General features: G+C 73.2%; 12 protein-coding genes and 1 pseudogene. 7 read left to right on the forward strand and 6 right to left on the reverse strand.

Features of this window, described 5'->3' with window-relative positions:
* Positions 1–65: 65 nt before the first annotated feature.
* Entirely contained in the window at positions 66–1,565 is a 1,500-nt protein-coding gene (locus AB0L89_RS00605) for a PucR family transcriptional regulator (RefSeq protein ID WP_365132017.1), read from the reverse strand.
* Positions 1,566–1,744: 179 nt separating this feature from the next.
* On the opposite strand from AB0L89_RS00605, the gene AB0L89_RS00610 reads away from it, so the two are divergent.
* The 7 genes from AB0L89_RS00610 (at position 1,745) to AB0L89_RS00640 (ending at position 13,029) form a co-directional block, all read left to right on the forward strand.
* Positions 1,745–3,211 carry a sodium:solute symporter gene (locus tag AB0L89_RS00610; protein WP_365132020.1) on the forward strand — a complete coding sequence of 489 codons (1,467 nt, stop codon included), beginning with the start codon at positions 1,745–1,747 and terminating at the stop codon, positions 3,209–3,211.
* Positions 3,212–3,288: 77 nt separating this feature from the next.
* Positions 3,289–4,281, forward strand: a complete 993-nt coding sequence (gene speB / locus AB0L89_RS00615) for an agmatinase (RefSeq protein WP_365132023.1) — start codon at positions 3,289–3,291, stop codon at positions 4,279–4,281.
* On the forward strand, positions 4,278–5,966 hold the full coding sequence (locus AB0L89_RS00620) for a thiamine pyrophosphate-binding protein (RefSeq protein ID WP_365132026.1): 1,689 nt from the start codon (positions 4,278–4,280) through the stop codon (positions 5,964–5,966). The genes speB and AB0L89_RS00620 overlap by 4 nt, the downstream gene beginning before the upstream one ends.
* Positions 5,967–6,116: 150 nt before the next feature.
* Complete coding sequence (locus tag AB0L89_RS00625; RefSeq protein ID WP_365132029.1) at positions 6,117–7,055, forward strand: serine hydrolase; 939 nt, start codon at positions 6,117–6,119, stop codon at positions 7,053–7,055.
* A 112-nt stretch (positions 7,056–7,167) separates the two neighbouring features.
* On the forward strand, positions 7,168–10,920 hold the full coding sequence (locus AB0L89_RS00630; RefSeq protein ID WP_365132032.1) for an ABC transporter ATP-binding protein: 3,753 nt from the start codon (positions 7,168–7,170) through the stop codon (positions 10,918–10,920).
* A gap of 142 nt (positions 10,921–11,062) precedes the next feature.
* Positions 11,063–11,470, forward strand: a complete 408-nt coding sequence (locus AB0L89_RS00635) for a hypothetical protein (RefSeq protein ID WP_365132035.1) — start codon at positions 11,063–11,065, stop codon at positions 11,468–11,470.
* 98 nt (positions 11,471–11,568) lie between these two features.
* Complete coding sequence (locus AB0L89_RS00640) at positions 11,569–13,029, forward strand: aminopeptidase (RefSeq protein WP_365132038.1); 1,461 nt, start codon at positions 11,569–11,571, stop codon at positions 13,027–13,029.
* 36 nt (positions 13,030–13,065) lie between these two features.
* Here the strand turns inward: AB0L89_RS00640 and AB0L89_RS00645 are convergent, their stop codons facing one another.
* The 5 genes and pseudogenes from AB0L89_RS00645 to AB0L89_RS00665 all read right to left on the reverse strand — a co-directional run bounded on the left by AB0L89_RS00645 (position 13,066) and on the right by AB0L89_RS00665 (position 18,909).
* The gene (locus AB0L89_RS00645; RefSeq protein WP_365132041.1) at positions 13,066–13,722 is read right to left on the reverse strand and encodes a hypothetical protein; all 657 of its coding nucleotides are present in this window, start codon (positions 13,720–13,722) and stop codon (positions 13,066–13,068) included.
* Positions 13,723–13,850: 128 nt separating this feature from the next.
* A pseudogene (locus tag AB0L89_RS00650) lies at positions 13,851–15,677 on the reverse strand (glycoside hydrolase family 3 protein); the annotation flags it as partial.
* A gap of 711 nt (positions 15,678–16,388) precedes the next feature.
* Complete coding sequence (locus tag AB0L89_RS00655) at positions 16,389–17,189, reverse strand: sugar phosphate isomerase/epimerase family protein (RefSeq protein ID WP_365132044.1); 801 nt, start codon at positions 17,187–17,189, stop codon at positions 16,389–16,391.
* Between the two features lie 55 nt (positions 17,190–17,244).
* Positions 17,245–18,225, reverse strand: a complete 981-nt coding sequence (locus tag AB0L89_RS00660) for a helix-turn-helix domain-containing GNAT family N-acetyltransferase (RefSeq protein WP_365133890.1) — start codon at positions 18,223–18,225, stop codon at positions 17,245–17,247.
* A gap of 84 nt (positions 18,226–18,309) precedes the next feature.
* Positions 18,310–18,909, reverse strand: coding sequence for a LysE family translocator (locus AB0L89_RS00665; RefSeq protein WP_365132047.1), 600 nt, complete (start codon positions 18,907–18,909; stop codon positions 18,310–18,312).
* Between the last annotated feature and the right edge of the window lies 1 nt (position 18,910).

The raw sequence follows: 18,910 nt of genomic DNA on the forward strand, positions 1-18,910 counted from the left end.
GGGGCCCGGCCCCCTGACAGGCCCGGCCCCCTTATGGGGCCCGCCCCCTGACAGGCCCGGCCCCCTCATGGGGTTCGGCTCAGTGCGAACCACAGTTCCATGCGTACGTCCGCGTCGTCCAGGTCCGCCCCCAGGAGCGTCGCGCACCGGGTGATCCGCTGGCGCACCGTGTTGCGGTGTACTCCGAGCGCCACCGCCGTGCGGTCCCAACTGCCGTGCAGGGAGAGCCAGGTGCGCAGGGTCCGGGTCAGCGGTTCGCTGCCGGCGAGCGGGCCGAGCAGTACGCGCGCGTGGGCGTCGGCCTCCTCGGGTGCGACCAGGGAGGCGAGGCCGCTCGCGCGATGGCGCACCAGGGGCTGGCGGGTGGCCTCGGCGCGGCGCAGGGCGCGGGCCGCCTGCGCGTCGGCCGCCGCGAGGTCGCCGGGGGACGCAGGGGCCGAGACGCCCAGGGTCCAGCCGTCCGCCGCGGAGACCTCGCGGTCGGCGGGCACGAGCAGGCGTACGACGCCGTCGTCGCCGTACGGGTCGACCAGACCGCTGCCGAGTGCCGCCGCGAGCGCGGACGCGGCCAGCGGGGTGCGCTCCCCGCGCGCGTGCGCCACGGTCCACCGGTCGCCCCCCAGGAGGGCGGTGACGTCCGCCGCGGGCGCCCCGAGCAGCAGCCGCACGAGAGCCGCCGAGCGCGCCGCCTCGGAGGCGCCCTGGTGCTCCCCGGTGAGCAGCGAGAGCAGCACGACCGCCGCCCCGGCGATGGTGTGGTCGCCCGCCTCGCGCCGGTCCGTGGCGACGCCCAGCGCGAAGCCCCGGCCGCCGCCGAGGGCGTAGGCGGCCAGATGGGTCTCCCGGTCCGTGTCGGCGGCGGAGGCGGGCGCGGCAGGCGTACCGCGGCGCACGACCGCCGTCAGCTCCCGCAGCGCCTCCCGCGCCGTCTCCCGCGTCCGCCCCGCCGCCTGAAGCTCCGCCCCGTCGGGCCCGTACAGCGCCGCGAGCCCGCCGAGCCGCGCCGCCAGCTGGCGCAGCACCGCGGGGACCGGGTCGGGCCGGGCCGCCGCCGTCGCGAGGCCCTGCTGCGCCTCGGTCACCCGGCGCAGCTCGGCGTGCCGGGCCTCGGCCATGAGCCGCCACACCGCGCGGGCGACGCCGCTGAACGTGGTGCGGGGCGGCACCTCGACGAGCGGCAGGCCGTGGCGGTCGCAGGCCTCGGCCAGGGCGCGCGGCACCGTGTCGTGCACGGGCGCCACGCCGAAGCCGAGGGCCGCGCCGCCCGCCGCGACGATGCGGGCCACGTAGTCGTCCAGGTGGGCGCCCGCCGGGTCGGTGATGTGCACGCCCGCGGTGAGCAGCAGCTCGCCGCCCAGCAGGTACGGGTACGGGTCCGTCATCTCCGAGGTGTGCACCCACTGCACGGCCGTCCCCGCCGTCCGCGCGTCCGGGCCGGCGATCTGCCGCAGCCCCAGGTCCTCGCGGGCGAGCAGCGCGGCGAGCGGGACGGGTGGGGTGGGCGGGGCCGTCGGGGTCCCCGGGGGCGGTGCGAGCGGCGTGGCGGGGGCCGTGGGATCGGTCATGGTGGATGTTCCATCCATCTCGGTCATGGAGAGTGGAGGAAACGTACACTTCAGCGTTGCTTTCCGGCCACCTAAGGTCGTGCCGACCAGAGGCCATGGGTACGGGCGGTTGTCCCCAGGGCCGGTCCCCACCCCCATCTGCACGACACGCCACCGAGGTGCGCGAAGGAGGCCCCCCAATGGCCGTCGACTACACAGTGATCGTCGTCTATCTCGCCGGGATGCTGGCCATGGGCTGGTGGGGCATGCGCCGCGCCAAGTCCAAGAGTGAGTTCCTGGTCGCCGGGCGCCGCCTCGGGCCGTGGATGTACTCCGGGACGATGGCCGCCATCGTGCTCGGCGGCGCCTCCACCATCGGCGGCGTGGGCCTCGGCTACCAGTACGGCCTCTCCGGTGCCTGGATGGTCTTCACCATCGGCCTCGGACTCCTCGCGCTGAGCGTCTTCTTCTCGGCCCGCATCGCGCGTCTGAAGGTCTACACCGTCTCCGAGATGCTCGACCTGCGCTACGGAGGGCGCGCGGGCGTCATCTCCGGAGTGGTCATGTGGGCGTACACGCTGATGCTCGCGGTCACCTCGACCATCGCCTACGCCACGATCTTCGACGTCCTGTTCGACCTGAACCGCACCGTGGCGATCATCCTGGGCGGCTCGATCGTCGTCGCGTATTCCACGCTCGGCGGCATGTGGTCCATCACCCTCACCGACATGGTGCAGTTCGTGGTGAAGACCATCGGCGTGCTGCTCCTGCTGCTGCCCATCGCCGTCGTCAAGGCGGGTGGCTTCAGCGAGATGAAGGCCAAGCTGCCCACCGAGTACTTCGACCCGCTGGGCATCGGCGGCGAGACGATCTTCACGTACGTGCTGATCTACACGTTCGGCATGCTCATCGGCCAGGACATCTGGCAGCGCGTCTTCACCGCCCGCAGCGACAAGGTCGCCCGCTACGGAGGCACCGTCGCCGGCACCTACTGCCTGGTCTACGCGATCGCGGGCGCCGTCATCGGCACCGCCGCCAAGGTCATGTACCCCAAGCTGCCGAGCGCCGACGCGGCCTTCGCGACCATCGTCAAGGACGAACTCCCGATGGGCGTACGAGGGTTGGTCCTCGCCGCCGCGCTCGCCGCCGTGATGTCCACGTCCTCCGGAGCGCTCATCGCCTGCGCCACCGTCGCCAACAACGACATCTGGTCGCGGCTGCGGGGCGCGGTGAAGGCCGACGCGGGCGACGAGCCGCACGACGAGGTCAAGGGCAACCGCGCCTTCATCCTCGTCATGGGCGTCGGCGTGATCGTCATCGCCATCGCCCTCAACGACGTCGTCCAGGCGCTGACCGTCGCGTACAACCTGCTCGTCGGCGGGCTGCTCGTGCCCATCCTCGGCGGCCTGCTGTGGCGCAGGGGCACCGCGGCCGGCGCGCTCGCGGCCGTCGCCGCCGGCGGCCTCTCCGTCGTCGGACTCATGTGGGCGTACGGGATCCTCGCCAACGAGCCCGTCTACTACGGCCTGCTGACCTCGCTGGCCGTCTACGTCGTCGTCTCCCTCGCCACGAAGCCCACCGACGCGGCCGTGCTCGCCGCCTGGCGCGAGCGCCTGGCAGGGCGGGGTGCCGAGGAGGCCGAGCCGGAGGCCCCCGTGGCCGTCTAGCCCCGTGCGCGGCCCGCTGTCGGTGGGCCGCGCGACACTTGAACCGCAGCACCCGCACCAACAGGAGGAAACCGACCATGAGCAGCGCCGAGACCCCGACGACCCCGCGTGGCCCCGTCGACTCCTCCCGCATCCCGAGGTACGCGGGCCCGGCGACGTACGCCCGCCTGCCGCGCCTGGACGAGGTCGGCGGCAGGACGGACGTGGCCGTGGTCGGCGTGCCCTTCGACACCGGCGTCTCCTACCGCCCCGGCGCCCGCTTCGGCGGCAACGCCATCCGCGAGGCCTCCCGGCTGCTGCGCCCCTACAACCCCGCGCAGGACGCCTCGCCGTTCGCGCTCGCCCAGGTCGCGGACGCCGGCGACATAGCCGCCAACCCGTTCAACATCAACGAGGCGGTGGAGACCATCGAGGCCGCCGCCGACGACCTGCTCGGCTCCGGCGCCCGCATGATGACGCTCGGCGGCGACCACACCATCGCCCTGCCGCTGCTGCGCTCGGTCGCCAAGAAGCACGGCCCGGTCGCCCTGCTGCACTTCGACGCGCACCTGGACACCTGGGACACCTACTTCGGCGCCGAGTACACCCACGGCACGCCGTTCCGCCGTGCCGTCGAGGAGGGCATCCTCGACACCGAGGCGCTCTCCCACGTGGGCACCCGCGGTCCGCTGTACGGCAAGAAGGACCTCACCGACGACGAGAAGATGGGCTTCGGCATCGTCACCTCGGCGGACATCTACCGCCGCGGCGCCGACGAGGTCGCCGACCAGCTGCGCCAGCGCATCGGCGACCGCCCGCTGTACATCTCCATCGACATCGACTGCCTCGACCCGGCCCACGCGCCCGGCACCGGCACCCCCGAGGCGGGCGGCATGACCTCCCGCGAGCTCCTGGAGATCCTGCGGGGCCTGGCCTCCTGCAACCTCGTCTCGGCCGACGTCGTCGAGGTCGCCCCCGCCTACGACCACGCGGAGATCACCGCCGTCGCCGCCTCCCACACCGCGTACGAGCTGACGACGATCATGTCCCGCCAGATCGCGGAGGCCCGCGAAGCGGGGAGCGCCCGGTGACCCACGACCACGACGTCGTCCTGCGGCCCACCGCCGCCCAGACCGAGGCCGCGCTGAACCCGCCCCCGGGGCGCAACGGCGGCGACCTCGTCATGGAGACGCTCTCCGGACTCGGCGCGACCACCGTCTTCGGCCTGCCCGGACAGCACGCGCTCGGCATGTTCGACGCGCTGCGCCGCTCCTCGCTCGCCTACGTCGGCTTCCGCGTCGAGAACAACACGGGCTTCGCCGCCGACGCGTACGGCCGCGTCACCGGCGAGGTCGCCCCGCTGCTCCTGTCCACCGGGCCCGGCGCGCTGACCTCGCTCGCCGCGCTCCAGGAGGCGGCGGCCGGGTCCTCCCCGGTCCTCGCGATCGGCAGCCAGGTCCCGGTGGCCGGGCTCGGCGGCGGCCGCCACGGCTATCTGCACGAACTGCGCGACCAGCAGGCCTCGTTCCGCGACATCGTGAAGTCCGTGCACACGGTCCGTACGGCCTCGCAGATCCCCTCCGCGATCGCCGCGGCCTGGGAGTCGGCGCTCACCGCGCCGCACGGCCCGGTCTGGGTGGAGATCCCGCAGGACGTGCTCCTCGCCGGTACGACGCTGCCGGTGGTCACCGCGGTGGACGCGACGCCCGAGGACGTCGTGCCGCGCCCCGAGCTGACCGCCGTCGCCGCCGACCTGCTCTCCCGCGCCGAGCGCCCCGCGATCATCGCGGGCGGCGGAGTCGTACGGTCCGACGCCTCCGGCAAGCTGCGCGCGCTCGCCGAGCTGCTGAACGCGCCGGTCGTCACGACCTTCGGCGGCAAGGGCGCCTTCCCCTGGGAGCACCCGCTCTCGCTCCAGTCGTGGCTGGAGGACCGGCACACCACCGACTTCCTGGAGGACGCGGACGTCCTGCTGGTGGTCGGCTCGGGCCTCGGCGAGCTCTCGTCGAATTACCACACGTTCGAGCCCCGCGGCCGGGTCGTCCAGATCGAGGCGGACCCCGGCAAGCTGGAGTCCAACCACCCCGCGCTCGGCATCCACGCGGACGCGCGGCTCGCGCTGTCCGCCCTCCTGGAGACCATCGACGCGCCCCGGGAGGACCCCTCGGCGCCCGAGCGGGTCGCGGCGCTGCTGGCCAAGGTCCGTGAGCGGATCGACGGGCAGGACCTCGCCCTGGAGCAGCAGGTGCTCGCGGCCGTCCGCGAGGCCCTGCCGGACACGTCGCCGTCCTTCTGGGACATGACGATCCTCGCCTACTGGGCGTGGTCGGCCTTCGACGCGCGCCGCCCGAACACCATGCACTCGGCCCAGGGCGCGGGCGGCCTCGGCTACGGCTTCCCGGCGGCGCTCGGCGCGGCGGCCGCCGACCCCTCGCACCCGGTCCTCGCGGTCTCGGGCGACGGCGGCGCGATGTACTCGATCGCCGAGCTGGCCACGGCGAAGCAGTACAACCTGCCGGTGACCTGGCTGATCGTCGACGACGGCGGCTACGGCATCCTGCGCGAGTACATGTCCGACGCCTTCGGCGAGGCGACGGCCACGGAGCTGGCCCGCCCGGACTTCGTCAAGCTCGCGGAGTCCTTCGGGGTGCCGGGCGTGCGGACGAGCCCGGAGACCCTCCGGGACGACCTGGCGAAGGCGCTGGCCGAGCCGGGGCCGTCCGTGGTGGTGCTCCCCGCGCTCCTGAAGATGTTCGCGCCGACGCACCTGGGCTGATCAGGGACGCGTCCGGTCCGATCCGGCGAGATTGTCGTACAAATTCATACAACCTTTCACCGGTGCCGGTGAGTCATGTGGGGCGGGTGCGCCGGGGGGCGCGCCTGTACAGGCCCCGAGGGCCGTGTACGGATCCAAGGGGGAACCTCCATGACTCACCCGGTATCGGGGATATCCAGGCGTGCCCGCGTGCTCTCGGCGGGCCTCGCCGCCGGGGTGCTGGTGCCGCTCGGTACGGCCGCCGTCGCCACGCCCGCCGTCGCCGCGACCGCGCCGAAGGTCACCTGCACCTCCGCGCAGGCCGGCCTGGCCGCCAAGCTCACCAAGGACATCACGGCGGCGCTGAAGAACCGCAAGGGCACCGTCGCGGTCGGTCTCCACGACCGCACCACCAACACCACCTGTACCCTGCGTGCCACCACCGGGTTCGACTCGGCCAGCGTCGTCAAGGCGACCGTCCTCGCGACGCTCCTGTGGGACGCCCAGAAGAGCGGCCGGAGCCTGTCGGCCCGCGAGAAGAACCTCGCGACCGCCATGATCACCAAGTCCGACAACGCGGCGACCAGCACGCTCTGGCGCCAGCTCGGCACGGGAAAGATCAACGGCTTCCTCAAGGCCGCGAAGATGACCAGGACGGTGCCGGGCTCGGGCGGCTACTGGGGACTCACTCGAATCAACACGACCGACGAGCAGAAGCTCCTCGCACTGATTTCCGGTAAGAACGCCGTCCTGACCGACGCGTCCCGGACCTACCTCCTGAAGCTGATGGGCAAGGTCGTCCCCTCGCAGCGCTGGGGCACCCCCGCCGGCGCGCCGTCCGGCGTCGCGATCCACGTGAAGAACGGCTGGCTGCAGCGGGCGACCCACGGCTGGCGGGTGCACAGCATCGGCGCCTTCAAGGGCGGCGGCCACGACTACACGATCTCCGTGCTCACCCACGGCAACGGCACCATGAACTACGGCGTCGACACCATCCAGCGCGTGTCCCGTGCCATCCACAAGGATCTGACGCCCCGGGCCCCCGCGGCCCGGCGCTACGCTCCCACGGATTCGCCGCGGGAGGCGTTCGTGGCCGTCCCCGGCAGCTGACGGGCCTCACCCCGTCGCGGGCTCCACCGCGACGGGGATTGTTGCGGCGGGATGAAATCCGCATCCCGCCGTGTTGGGCCTCTCGGCAGGTCAGGTCGACGGGAGGCAGCTGGTGGCGGAGGAACGGGGCGGGTCCGGGCAGGCGACGGCCGGGTGGGCGAAACGGCTCGTCGGATATGCGTGGCGGTATCCGAAGGACGTCGTGCTCGCGCTCGGGTCCTCGCTCGGCGGCATGGCCGTCATGGCCCTCGTACCCCTGATCACCAAGGTGATCATCGACGACGTCATCGGCCAGGACGGGCAGAGCGGCACCCGCGCCATGGCCCCCTGGGCGGGCGCGCTCATCGGCGCGGCCCTCGTGGTCTACGTCCTCACCTACATCCGCCGCTATTACGGCGGCCGTCTCGCCCTCGACGTCCAGCACGACCTGCGGACCGAGATGTACGGGACGATCATGAAGCTCGACGGACGGCGGCAGGACGAGCTGTCCACCGGCCAGGTCGTCGGCCGGGCCACCAGCGACCTCCAGCTGATCCAGGGCCTGCTCTTCATGCTGCCGATGACCATCGGCAACATCCTGCTCTTCGTGATCTCCCTCGTGATCATGGCGTGGCTCTCGCTGCCGCTGACCCTCGTCGCCCTCGCCGTCGCCCCCGCCCTCTGGTACATAGCCCGCCGCTCCCGCTCCCGGCTGCACCCCGCCACCTGGTACGCGCAGGCCCAGGCCGCCGCCGTGGCGGGCGTGGTCGACGGCGCCGTCAGCGGCGTACGCGTGGTGAAGGGCTTCGGGCAGGAGGAGCAGGAGACCGGCAAGCTCAGGGAGGTCGGACGCAGGCTCTTCGCGGGCCGGCTGCGCACCATCCGCCTCAACTCCCGCTACACCCCGGCCCTCCAGGCCGTCCCCATGCTCGGCCAGGTCGCCATGCTGGCCCTCGGCGGCTGGCTCGCCGTGCGCGGCGAGATCACGCTCGGCACGTTCGTCGCCTTCTCCACCTACCTCGCGCAGCTCGTCGGTCCCGTGCGGATGCTCGCCATGGTCCTCACCGTGGGCCAGCAGGCCCGCGCCGGCGTCGAGCGCGTCCTCGAACTCATCGACACCGAGCCGAGCCTGACCGACGGGCACAAGGAACTGCCCGCCGACGCCCCCGCCACCGTCGAGTTCGACGACGTGGGCTTCGCGTACGAGGCGGACCGGCCGGTGCTCGACGGGCTCTCCTTCGAGATCCGCCCCGGCGAGACCCTCGCCGTCGTCGGCTCGTCCGGCAGCGGCAAGTCGACGGTCTCGCTGCTCATGCCCCGCTTCTACGACGTGAGCCACGGCGCCGTCCTCATCGGCGGCCACGACGTGCGCGAGCTGAGCCTCGCCTCCCTGCGGTCCGCCATAGGGCTCGTGCCCGAGGACTCCTTCCTCTTCTCCGAGACCGTCGGCGCCAACATCGCCTACGGCCACCCGCAGGCCACCCAGGAGCAGATCGAGACCGCCGCGCGCGCCGCGCAGGCCGACCGGTTCATATCCGAGCTGCCCGACGGCTACGACACCAAGGTCGGCGAGCAGGGCCTGACCCTCTCCGGCGGCCAGCGCCAGCGCATCGCGCTCGCCCGCGCCATCCTCACCGACCCCCGCCTCCTCGTCCTCGACGACGCCACCTCCGCCGTGGACGCCCGAGTCGAGCACGAGATCCACGAGGCTCTGCGGGGCGTGATGGCCGGGCGCACCACGCTCCTGATCGCCCACCGCCGCTCCACCCTCGGCCTCGCCGACCGCATCGCCGTCCTCGACGAAGGACGCCTCGCCGACCTCGGCACCCACGAGGAGCTGGAGGAGCGCTCCGCCCTCTACCGGCGCCTGCTCACCGACCCCGACGAGCTCGGCGGTGTCTCGCCGGGCCACGCGCTGCCCGCCGACCGGCCCGAGGACACCTCCGTACGCGCCGAGCTCGACGCCGAGTTCGACGCCGAGCGCGGCATCACGCCCGCCCTGTGGACCGGCGACCGCGAGCCCAAGGACACCGCGCTCTCCGGGATGCCGGCCACGCCCGGACTCCTCGCCCAGGTCGACGCGCTGCCCCCGGCGACCGACACCCCCGGCATCGACGAGGCCCGCGCGGTCACCCCCGAGGAGTCGTACGGCCTGCGCAGGCTGCTCGCCGGATTCCGGCTTCCGCTGCTCCTGAGCCTGCTGCTCGTCGCCGTCGACGCGGGCATGGGCCTGCTGCTCCCCGTGCTGATCCGGCACGGCATCGACGAGGGCGTCAGCCAACTCGCGCTCGGCGCCGTCTGGACCGCGGCCGGGCTCGCGCTCGCCGCCGTCGCCGTCCAGTGGGCGGCACAGACCGGTGAGACTCGGATGACGGGCCGCACCGGCGAGCGGGTCCTCTACTCGCTGCGGCTGAAGATCTTCTCGCAGCTCCAGCGCCTCGGGCTCGACTACTACGAGCGCGAGCTGACCGGGCGGATCATGACCCGGATGACCACGGACGTGGACGCCCTGTCCACGTTCCTGCAGACCGGGCTCGTCACCGCCTTCGTCTCCGTGGTCACCTTCTTCGGCATCATGGTCGCCCTGCTCGTCATCGACGTACAGCTGGCGCTCGTCGTCTTCGCGACGCTGCCGCTGCTGATCGTCGGCACGTACTTCTTCCGCAAGTCCAGCGTGAAGGCGTACGAACTGGCGCGTGAGCGCGTGTCCGTGGTCAACGCCGACCTCCAGGAGTCCGTCGCCGGGCTGCGCATCGTGCAGGCCTTCCGGCGCGAGCGGGCGGGCGGCGAGCGGTTCGCGGAGAACAGCGACAGCTACCGCAAGGCCCGCATCCGCGGCCAGTGGCTGATCTCGGTGTACTTCCCGTTCGTGCAGCTCCTGTCGTCGGTGGCCGTCGTCGCCGTGCTGGTCGTGGGCGCGGGCCGGGTCGAGGCGGGCACGCTGACCACCGGCGCGCTCGTCGCCTACCTCCTCTACATCGACCTGTTCTTCGCGCCCGTGCAGCAGCTCTCCCAGGTCTTCGACGGCTACCAGCAGGCCACCGTCTCGCTCGGCCGCATCCAGGAGCTGCTCCAGGAGCCGACGTCCACCAAGGCCGCGGACGAGCCGATGGAGGTGCTCTCGCTGCGCGGCGAGATCGCCTTCGAGGACGTCGACTTCGCGTACCAGGCCACCGGCGAGGGCGCGTCCGAGGAGGCGCTCAGCGGCATCCGCCTGCGGATCCCCGCCGGGCAGACCGTCGCCTTCGTCGGCGAGACCGGCGCGGGCAAGTCGACGCTCGTCAAGCTCGTCGCCCGCTTCTACGACCCCACGGGCGGCCGCGTCACGGTCGACGGCACGGACCTGCGCTCCCTGGACCTCACGTCCTACCGCCACCGCCTGGGTGTCGTGCCGCAGGAGGCGTACCTCTTCGCGGGCACGGTCCGCGACGCCATCGCCTACGGCCGGCCCGACGCCACCGACGCACAGGTCGAGGCCGCGGCCCGCGCGGTCGGCGCGCACGACATGATCGCCACCCTGGACGGCGGCTACCTCCACGAGGTCACCGAGCGGGGCCGCAACCTCTCCGCCGGGCAGCGGCAGCTGATCGCGCTGGCCCGCGCCGAGCTCGTCGCCCCCGACATCCTGCTCCTCGACGAGGCCACCGCCGCGCTCGACCTCGCCACGGAGGCGCAGGTCAACCAGGCCACCGACCGCATCGCGGGCAAGCGCACCACGCTGGTCGTCGCGCACCGCCTCACCACGGCGGCCCGCGCCGACCGCGTGGTCGTGATGGACCACGGGCGGGTCGCGGAGGACGGCACGCACGAGGAACTCCTCGCGCTGGACGGGCGGTACGCCGAGCTGTGGCGGACGTTCGTGGGCGAGGCCGTGGAGGCCGCCTGAGGGCCGTGCCTCCCGGGGCCGGTGGGTCCCGGGAGGCACGGCGTGGATTCGCGGGGAAAAGCGCGGGAGGCCGCAACCGCGCGGGCCGTGGACTGCGTCCGTACATCAGTACGCTGAGGCCACAGTGGCGGGAGGGGCAATCGTGAGCAGTGGACGCGGCCGTGGTCGGATACGACGGCGGCTGACGCTCGGCACCGCCGTGCTCGCCGCCTCCGTGCTGATCGCCCTCGCGGGCCCCGGCACCGCGTCGGCCGAGGCCGTCACGGGCGTGTGCGCCGGCCGCAAGGTGCGTTCGCTCCCCTTCAGCACCGGCAAGGTCGACGTCTTCAAGAGCCGCGGCTACATCTGCGCCGTGGCCGTCGCCAAGAAGCCCGGCGCGCGCAAGCCCATGTCGGTCAGCGTCCAGGCGCGCGGCAGCAGGCCCGCCCGCGACAAGGGCCGCTTCACCCACCGCGCCGGTCCGGTGACGGTCCACGCGGGCCACCGCTGCGTCTGGGTGAAGGCGCGGATCAGCGGGCGCGGGGTCAGCTCGGGCTGGATCCTCTGCTGAGCCGCCCCCGCCGCGCGGGCCTCGCCCAACTCCCTCTGTCGTAGACCCAGTTGCTCCATTAGGTTCCGGGGCACTGCTGTGTCGACAGGGGAGGACGCATGAGCAAGGCGCTCAGATGGCTGGTGTCGCTCGTGGTGCTGATAGGCACGATGAGCGCGGCCGGAGCGACGACCGGAGCGGCCACCGCCGCGGAACCGGCCACCACCGCGGACGCGAAGCCCGCCGTGGACGCGAACCCCGCCGCGGAACCGGACATCAAGGACAGGCTGCTCGCCGTACCCGGCATGAGCCTGATCGAGGAGAAGTTGTACCCCGGCTACCGCTTCTTCGTCCTGAACTACACCCAGCCCGTGGACCACCGCCACCCGTCCAAGGGCACCTTCAAGCAGCGCCTGACCGTGCTCCACAAGGACACCGACCGCCCCACGGTCTTCTATACGAGCGGCTACAACGTCTCCACCAACCCCAGCCGCCGCGAGCCGACGCAGATCGTCGACGGCAACCAGATCTCCATGGAGTACCGCTACTTCGCGCCCTCGCGCCCCGAGCCCGCCGACTGGTCCAAGCTCGACAGCTGGCAGGGCGCCTCGGACCAGCACCGTCTCTACCGGGCCCTGAAGTCCGTCTACGGCAAGAAGTGGCTGGCCACGGGCGTCTCCAAGGGCGGCATGACCGCGACGGCCTACGAGCGCTTCTACCCGCGCGACATGGCGGGCGTCGTCGCCTACGTCGCGCCCAACGACGTCGACGACAAGGAGGACTCGGCGTACGACGCGTTCTTCGCGAACGTCGGCACCAAGGAGTGCCGCGACCGGATCCAGGCCGTGCAGCGCGAGGCGCTGACGCGCAGGGGGCCGCTGTCGGCGAAGCTCGCGGCCCTCGCCGAGGCGGAGGGCTACACCTTCAAGACCGTCGGCACGCTGGACAAGGTCTTCGAAGCGGTCGTCATGGACCTGGTGTGGGGCTTTTGGCAGTACCAGCCGGCCGCCACCGCGTGCGGCCGCATCCCGGACGCGGCCACCGTGTCCGACCAGGCGCTCTACGACTACGTCGACGACGTGGTCGGCTGGTCCTTCTACACCGACCAGGGGCTCGACGCCTACGTGCCGTACTACTACCAGGCGGGCACCGAACTCGGCTCGCCCGACATCAGCCAGCCGTGGCTCGGCGACCTGAGCCGCTACGGCTACCAGCCGCCGCGCAACTTCGTGCCGCGCGAGATCCCGATGACGTTCGACCCCCGGGTGATGCGGGACGCGGACCGGTGGGTGCGTCACCACGGGCAGCGGATGATGTACGTGTACGGCGAGTACGACCCGTACGGCGCCGAGCGGTACCGGCCTGCGCGGGGCGCCAAGCACGACAACCACGTCTTCACGGCGCCCGGCGCGAACCACGGCGCGACCGTCTCGCAGCTCACGGCGGACGAGAAGGCGAGGGCGACGCAGCGGATCCAGGCGTGGGCGGGCGTCTCCGCGCCGTCCGGCAAGCCGCTGGCCGCGTACGACAAGAAGCTGGACCGGCGGGACGCGCGGGAGGCGTTGCCGGTGCGGCGGTAGGTCTTCGGACGAGGGCGAGGGGTGCCCCGGGGGGTGTCACATGCGTACCGCGCACCCCACGGGCCGCTCCCCGCCCAGCGTCACGTACAGCGCCGTGGCGGCCGGGCACCGGGCGCGGTCCGTCACCGCCGCCGCCACCCGGTACTGCGGCTCGCGCCTGCCGGAGCCGTCGCAGGCCGTCTCCCGCACCTCGCCGCGCCCCGCGCCGTACACGCAGTCCCCGACGACGGTCCGCGGACCGCCGCCGCGCCCGGGGTCACCGGGGTGCGGCGGCTCCAGGTTCCGCATGCACGCGTAGCCCTGCGGGACCTCGCCGTCGCCGTCCTCGTCCCCCGCGGGCCTGCTCTCGCTGATGTGCAGCACGAAGTCCGTGCGCGCCGGGCAGACCGGGCCCTGACGGACCGCTCCGTCGTAGCGCGCGACGACCCGCGCCGCCGCCCGCTCGCTGGTGCAGGGCACCTCCGTGAACGCCGCGCGCCCCCGCGAACTGCACTCGTCCACGGCGAGGAAGACCGCGCCGAAGCCGTTGGGGCGTGAGGCGGCGGGGGTCTGGTCGTCGATCCGGCCGGACGGGGAGGAGCCGGAGCCGGAACCGGACTTCTGGCAGCCGGTCAGCGCCGGCGCGGCGGCGAGCAGCAGCGCGCAGAGCGCCACCGCGGCCGCACGTGGCCGCCCCGACTCGCAGACGAACATGGCGATCCCCCCGATATGTGCACCCAGCGTGACCCGCCGGAGCGGGCGCACGCCAGGTGCGCGGGGTGCTTTGGGCCTGTTGGGGGGTGGTGCGCGGGTAGCGCGGCCCACGCGCCGGTACGCCGGTGTCAGTACGTCAGGCCGTGGCCGATCGGGTACAGCACCTGGTCGGGGTCGTCCGCCCGGCGCACCGGCACCGGCAGCCGTCCCCGCGGCGCGGCGCGGCCCGCGATCACCCGTGCCGCGGCGCGCAGTTCGACGTCCGTCCAGCAGTACGAGGCCAGGGCGGCGTCGACCGGGGGCAGATGGGCCACGTCGTACGGGTTGCGGACGGCCAGGGCGACGACGGGGACGCCGGTCGCCTTGAGCGCGGCCACCAGGGCGGCCTGGTCGTGGGCGTCGTCCCCGGTCCCGGCGGCCGGGTCCGTGGCCTGGTGGGCGCGGGCGTTCCCGGCGAGGGCGGTGTTCGCCGCCTGGGTGTTGTCCTTCGTGGCGGCGTGGGTGGTGATGTTGTACGTCGCCACGAGCACGGCGTCCTGGCCCCGCGCCGCCGCCACGGCCTTCTCGACGGTCGCGGTGTCGGGGGCCGTGCCGGTGGGCAGGGACGTGGCCCGGAAGCCCAGACCGCTCAGGGTCCGTGCGAGGACCTCGGTGGGCGGGCCCGTGGTGCCCGACGGCGAGCGCGGGTCCACGCCGACCACCAGGACGCCGGGGTGCGTGTCGGGCGACAGCGGGAGCAGTCCGTCCGGATTCTCCAGGAGGGTCGTGGTGGCCTCGGCGATGCGGTCGGCCGCGGCCAGGTGGGCGGGGATGCCCACGGCGGCGTCCACGGCGGCGGGGGTGAGGGCGAGGGGCGTCCGGTCCTGGGCGGGGACGTCGAGGAGGTCGTCCAGGAGGCCCACCTTCGCCTTCATCCGCAGGACGCGCAGGACCGACGCGTCGATGCGCTCCTCCGTCAGCTCGCCCTCCGCGACGGCCCGGAGCACCGCGTTCCACGCGACCTCCGGGTGCGGCGGGTTCAGGAGCTGGTCCACGCCCGCCTGGAGCGCGCGGACGGCCACGCGGTCGTCGCCGTACTTCGTGCGTACGCCCCGCATCGCGAGCGAGTCCGTGGAGATCACGCCGTCGAAGCCGAGCTCTTCGCGCAGGATGCCGGTCAGGATCGGGCGGGAGAGCGTCGCGGGGTCGCCCGACGGGTCCAGGGCGGGCACCACGATGTGCGCGGTCATCACCGAGTCGACGCCCGCGGCGATCGCGGCGCGGAACGGCGGGGCGTCGAAGCGGTCCCACTCCTCGCGGGTGTGGTGGATGCGGGGCAGCTCCGTGTGGCTGTCGTCCGTCGTGTCGCCGTGGCCGGGGAAGTGCTTGGCCGCCGTGGCGATGCCGGCGCTCTGGTACCCCTCGATCTGCGCGGTCACGAAGCCGGCGACGGTCTCGGGGTCGGCGCCGAAGGAGCGGACGCCGATGACGGGGTTGGCGGGGTCGACGTTCACGTCGGCGTCCGGGGCGTGGTCCTGGCGGATGCCGAGGGCGCGCAGCTCGGCGCCGGCGATGCGGGCGGCCTCGCGGGCGTGCTCGTGCGAGCCGGAGGCGCCGAGGGCCATCGCGCCGGGCAGGAGGGTGGCGGGGGCGCCGACGCGGGCGACGGCGCCGTGCTCCTGGTCGACGGAGATCAGTACGGGGACGGTGGGGGAGGCCCGGTGGATGCCGGCGGAGAGCTCGGCGATCTGGTGGGGGTCGCGGGTGTTGTGCGCCCAGCCGAAGTAGAGGACGCCGCCGAGGTGGTAGCGGGCGATGAGCTCGGCGGCGTCGCGTACGCCGATCTCGCGGAGGTTGGTGTCGACGTCGGCCTGGGCGGGGTCGGTGGCGGTGTGGCCGTACACGTGCATCACGAAGAGCTGGCCGACCCTCTCCTCCAAGGTCATCGTGGCGATGAGGGCGCGGAGGCGGGCGTCGAGGTCTTCTTGGTGAGGCACGTGGGCTCCTGCGGGCCGGAGAAAACTTTCAGGTGCCAACCGATATCCCGAAGATTTCTGCCGGTCAAGGTCAAGAGCGGGGGGAGGGGCGGGGGGAGGGGCGGGCCGTCACCGGCGCTGTTGGAGGGGGGCGCGCCGGTGACGGCAGGCTGCCGGACGCAGGCGGCGGAGAGGGTGGTCAGCGTTCGCAGCCAGCAGCGATGCCGACACCGCCATGCGGAGACTCACCGGCAGTTGCCCTTTTGACGGAAGGGCGCCCGCGTGGGTTCCCGAATGACGCCCGCATTCGGGAAGTCGGTACGGGGGCGGCACACCGTGACTGGCGGGGCGCCTTGGGCGGTGCGCGCTCGCTTCGTCTGTGGGGCGGGGCCGCGGGGATATGTGCGTACTCGCCATCCCTGCGCCCCGCCTCAAGTCCAAAGACGCCAGCGCCTGCTCGGTGCTCCGTTCGCACATACCCCCACGTCCCCTCGGGCTGTAGGGCGGCAACCGGCCGTCGGTGGTCTCTGCTGTGGGCAGGCGTTCCGCAGGGCGGAACGGGTGGGCACAGCCCCCGGTGCCGGGTGGCGATAAGTGTGGCTCCAGCCCCGGCGCAGCCGAGCGGTGCCGGGCGGCGATGACCGTGGCCCGAGCCCCGGCGCAGCCGGACCGGCGGCGAGGGGGTGAGGCCCGGCCCCGGCGCAGCGGGGGCTACGGGGCTCGGGAGACCAGGCGGGAGAGGAGGTCCCGGGCCGGGGCCAATTGAGGGGCCAGCGGAGCCGCCCGCTCGTACCACCGCTTCTCGTACTCCCAGCAGAGCCACCCGTCCCACCCCGCCTCCGCCAACAGCCCCACACACTCACCGAGGGGCAACACCCCGTCCCCCAGCGCCACCGGCGTCGTATCGGACGACGAGGCGATGTCCTTCACCTGGACATACCCGAGGTAGGGAGACAACGCGGCGAAGCTCTCCGCGGGAGACTCGCCCCCGAGCCACGTGTGCATCACGTCCCACAGCGCCCCCACCTGCCGATGCCCGACCGCCCCGAGGACCCGCATGGCATCCGCACCGGTCCGGTGCGAGTCGTGGGTCTCCAGGAGGATGCGGACGCCGGCATCGGCGGCGTACCGCGCCGCCGTCCCCAGCCGCCGCGCGGCCGTCGCGTCGGCCTCGTCCGCACTCTGTTCCGTACCGCCGCCGGGAAAGACCCGGACGAAGGGAGCGCCCAGGTCGCGCGCGAGGGCGACGAGGGTGCGGATCTCGTCGAGGACGGGCTCGTCGTCGCCGGGCTCGGCCACGCGCGCGTACCCGGCGATCCCGAGGATCTCGACGCCGGCCGCCTTGAACTCGGCGGCCACGTCGGCCCGTTCGACCAGACCGAGCCCCGGGTGCACCGGTTCTTCGGGATGTGCGCGCAGCTCGACACCGTGGTAGCCGTGGGCGGTGGCGAGCCGCAGCACGTCGGGGACGGGCAGGCCGGGCACGCCGAGGGTGGAGAAGGCGAATCTCATGGCCCCGACAGTAGGCGCCGTGCGAGCGTGGTCAACCCCGCCTCCCCGCCGTTCCTCACGCGGGCCGCTCGTGCAGCGGAAGCCGCCAGTCCTGTCCCACGAGGTCGGCGCCGAAGGAACGGTGGGGTTTCTCGGCGACGAGGACGAAGCCCTGGCGGCGGTAGATGCCACGGGCCGCTTCGAGGACGTCGTTGGTCCACAGGGTCAGCTCGCGGTAGCCCACGCCGCGCGCGAACTCGACGCAGGCGCCGACCAGTCGGTCCCCGATCCCGAGACCCCGCGCGTCCGGTTCCACGAGCAGGAGCCGCAGCCGCGCGGTCCCCGGGGCCTCGTCCCGTACGCACATCACGCACCCCACGGGCCGCCCGTCGAGCTCGGCGATCCACACCCGCTCCAGGTGGGGGTCGTGGTCCTGGGCGAAGTCGGCGACGATGCGGGCGACCAGGCCTTCGTAGTCGGCGTTCCAGCCGAACTCGGCCGCGTACACGGCGGCGTTGCGCTCCACGATCCAGCCGAGGTCGCCCGCGCGGGGCTCCCTGAGCAGGACGGCGGCACGGTGGCGGGCGGTGCGGCCCGGGGTGCGGCTGAGGATCTCCCGTACGGTGCGCAGGGCCGCCGTGAGCCGGGTCCGGTCGGCGGCGGGCACGTCGGCGAGCAGCGAGCCGACCGCTTCCCGCGACCGCTCGTCGAGCAGGTCGGCGGCGTCGCGCCCGCGCGCGGTGAGCGTGATGCGCTGCCGGCGCGGATCGGGCACGGACGGCGCGCGCCCGACCAGTCCGTCCCGCTCGAACTTGGCGAGCAGTCGGCTCAAGTACCCCGCGTCGAGCGAGAGTTCGGCCCGCAGGTCGGCGGCGTCGGTGTGCGGCGCGCGGGCGAGCTCGTACAGGACGCGGGACTCGGTGAGGGTGTACGGGACGTACAGGTGGCGGCGGTAGTCGAGCGCGCCGATGAGGTTCGTGTAGAAGCGGTTGAAGGCGCGCATCTCGTGGACGGGCGCACTGGACGGCGGCGAGGGCGCACGGGCCGGCTTCGTCATACGGATCACTCCGGGTCACCTTTGACTGAGTCAACGGTACGTCGGAGCGGCCCGAGCGGGAACCCCTCGCGTCGAGTGGGCCCGTCAGAGGAACGCAAGACGCGCGCCCAGCGCCGCGAACGCCGCCGCGAAGGTGCGTCGCAGCCAACTCAGCACGCGTGGGCGGGCGATGACGTGGTCCCGCATCGCCGCGGCGAAGCGGCCGTACGCCACGAAGACCACGAAGGTGATCAGCATGAAGTACGCGCTCAGCTCCGTCATGCGCAGCAGCGCGTACGGCTCGTCGGCGCTCACGAACTGCGGCAGGAACGCGAAGAAGAACAGTGTCAGCTTCGGGTTGAGGATGTTGATCAGTACGCCGGTCAGGATCGTGCGGCCCGCCGAGCGCGGCTCGCTCTCCCGCTCGGCGGTCGGCTCGCTCTTGTCGCGCAGCGTGCTCCAGGCCATGTACAGCAGGTAGGCCACGCCCAGGTACTTGAGGATCTGGAAGGCGACCGCGCTGGTGTGCAGCAGCGCGGCGAGGCCGGTGATCGCGGCGACCATGTGCGGGACGACGCCCAGGGTGCAGCCGACGGCCGCGACCACGGCGGCGCGGGCGCCGCGGGACAGGCCCGCCGTGATCGTGAACAGGACGCCGGTGCCCGGCGTCACGCAGACGACGAGGGAGGTGAGCAGAAATTCCATG

It is taken from the genome of Streptomyces sp. NPDC052114, from assembly GCF_040680155.1.
Taxonomy (GTDB): Bacteria; Actinomycetota; Actinomycetes; order Streptomycetales; family Streptomycetaceae; genus Streptomyces.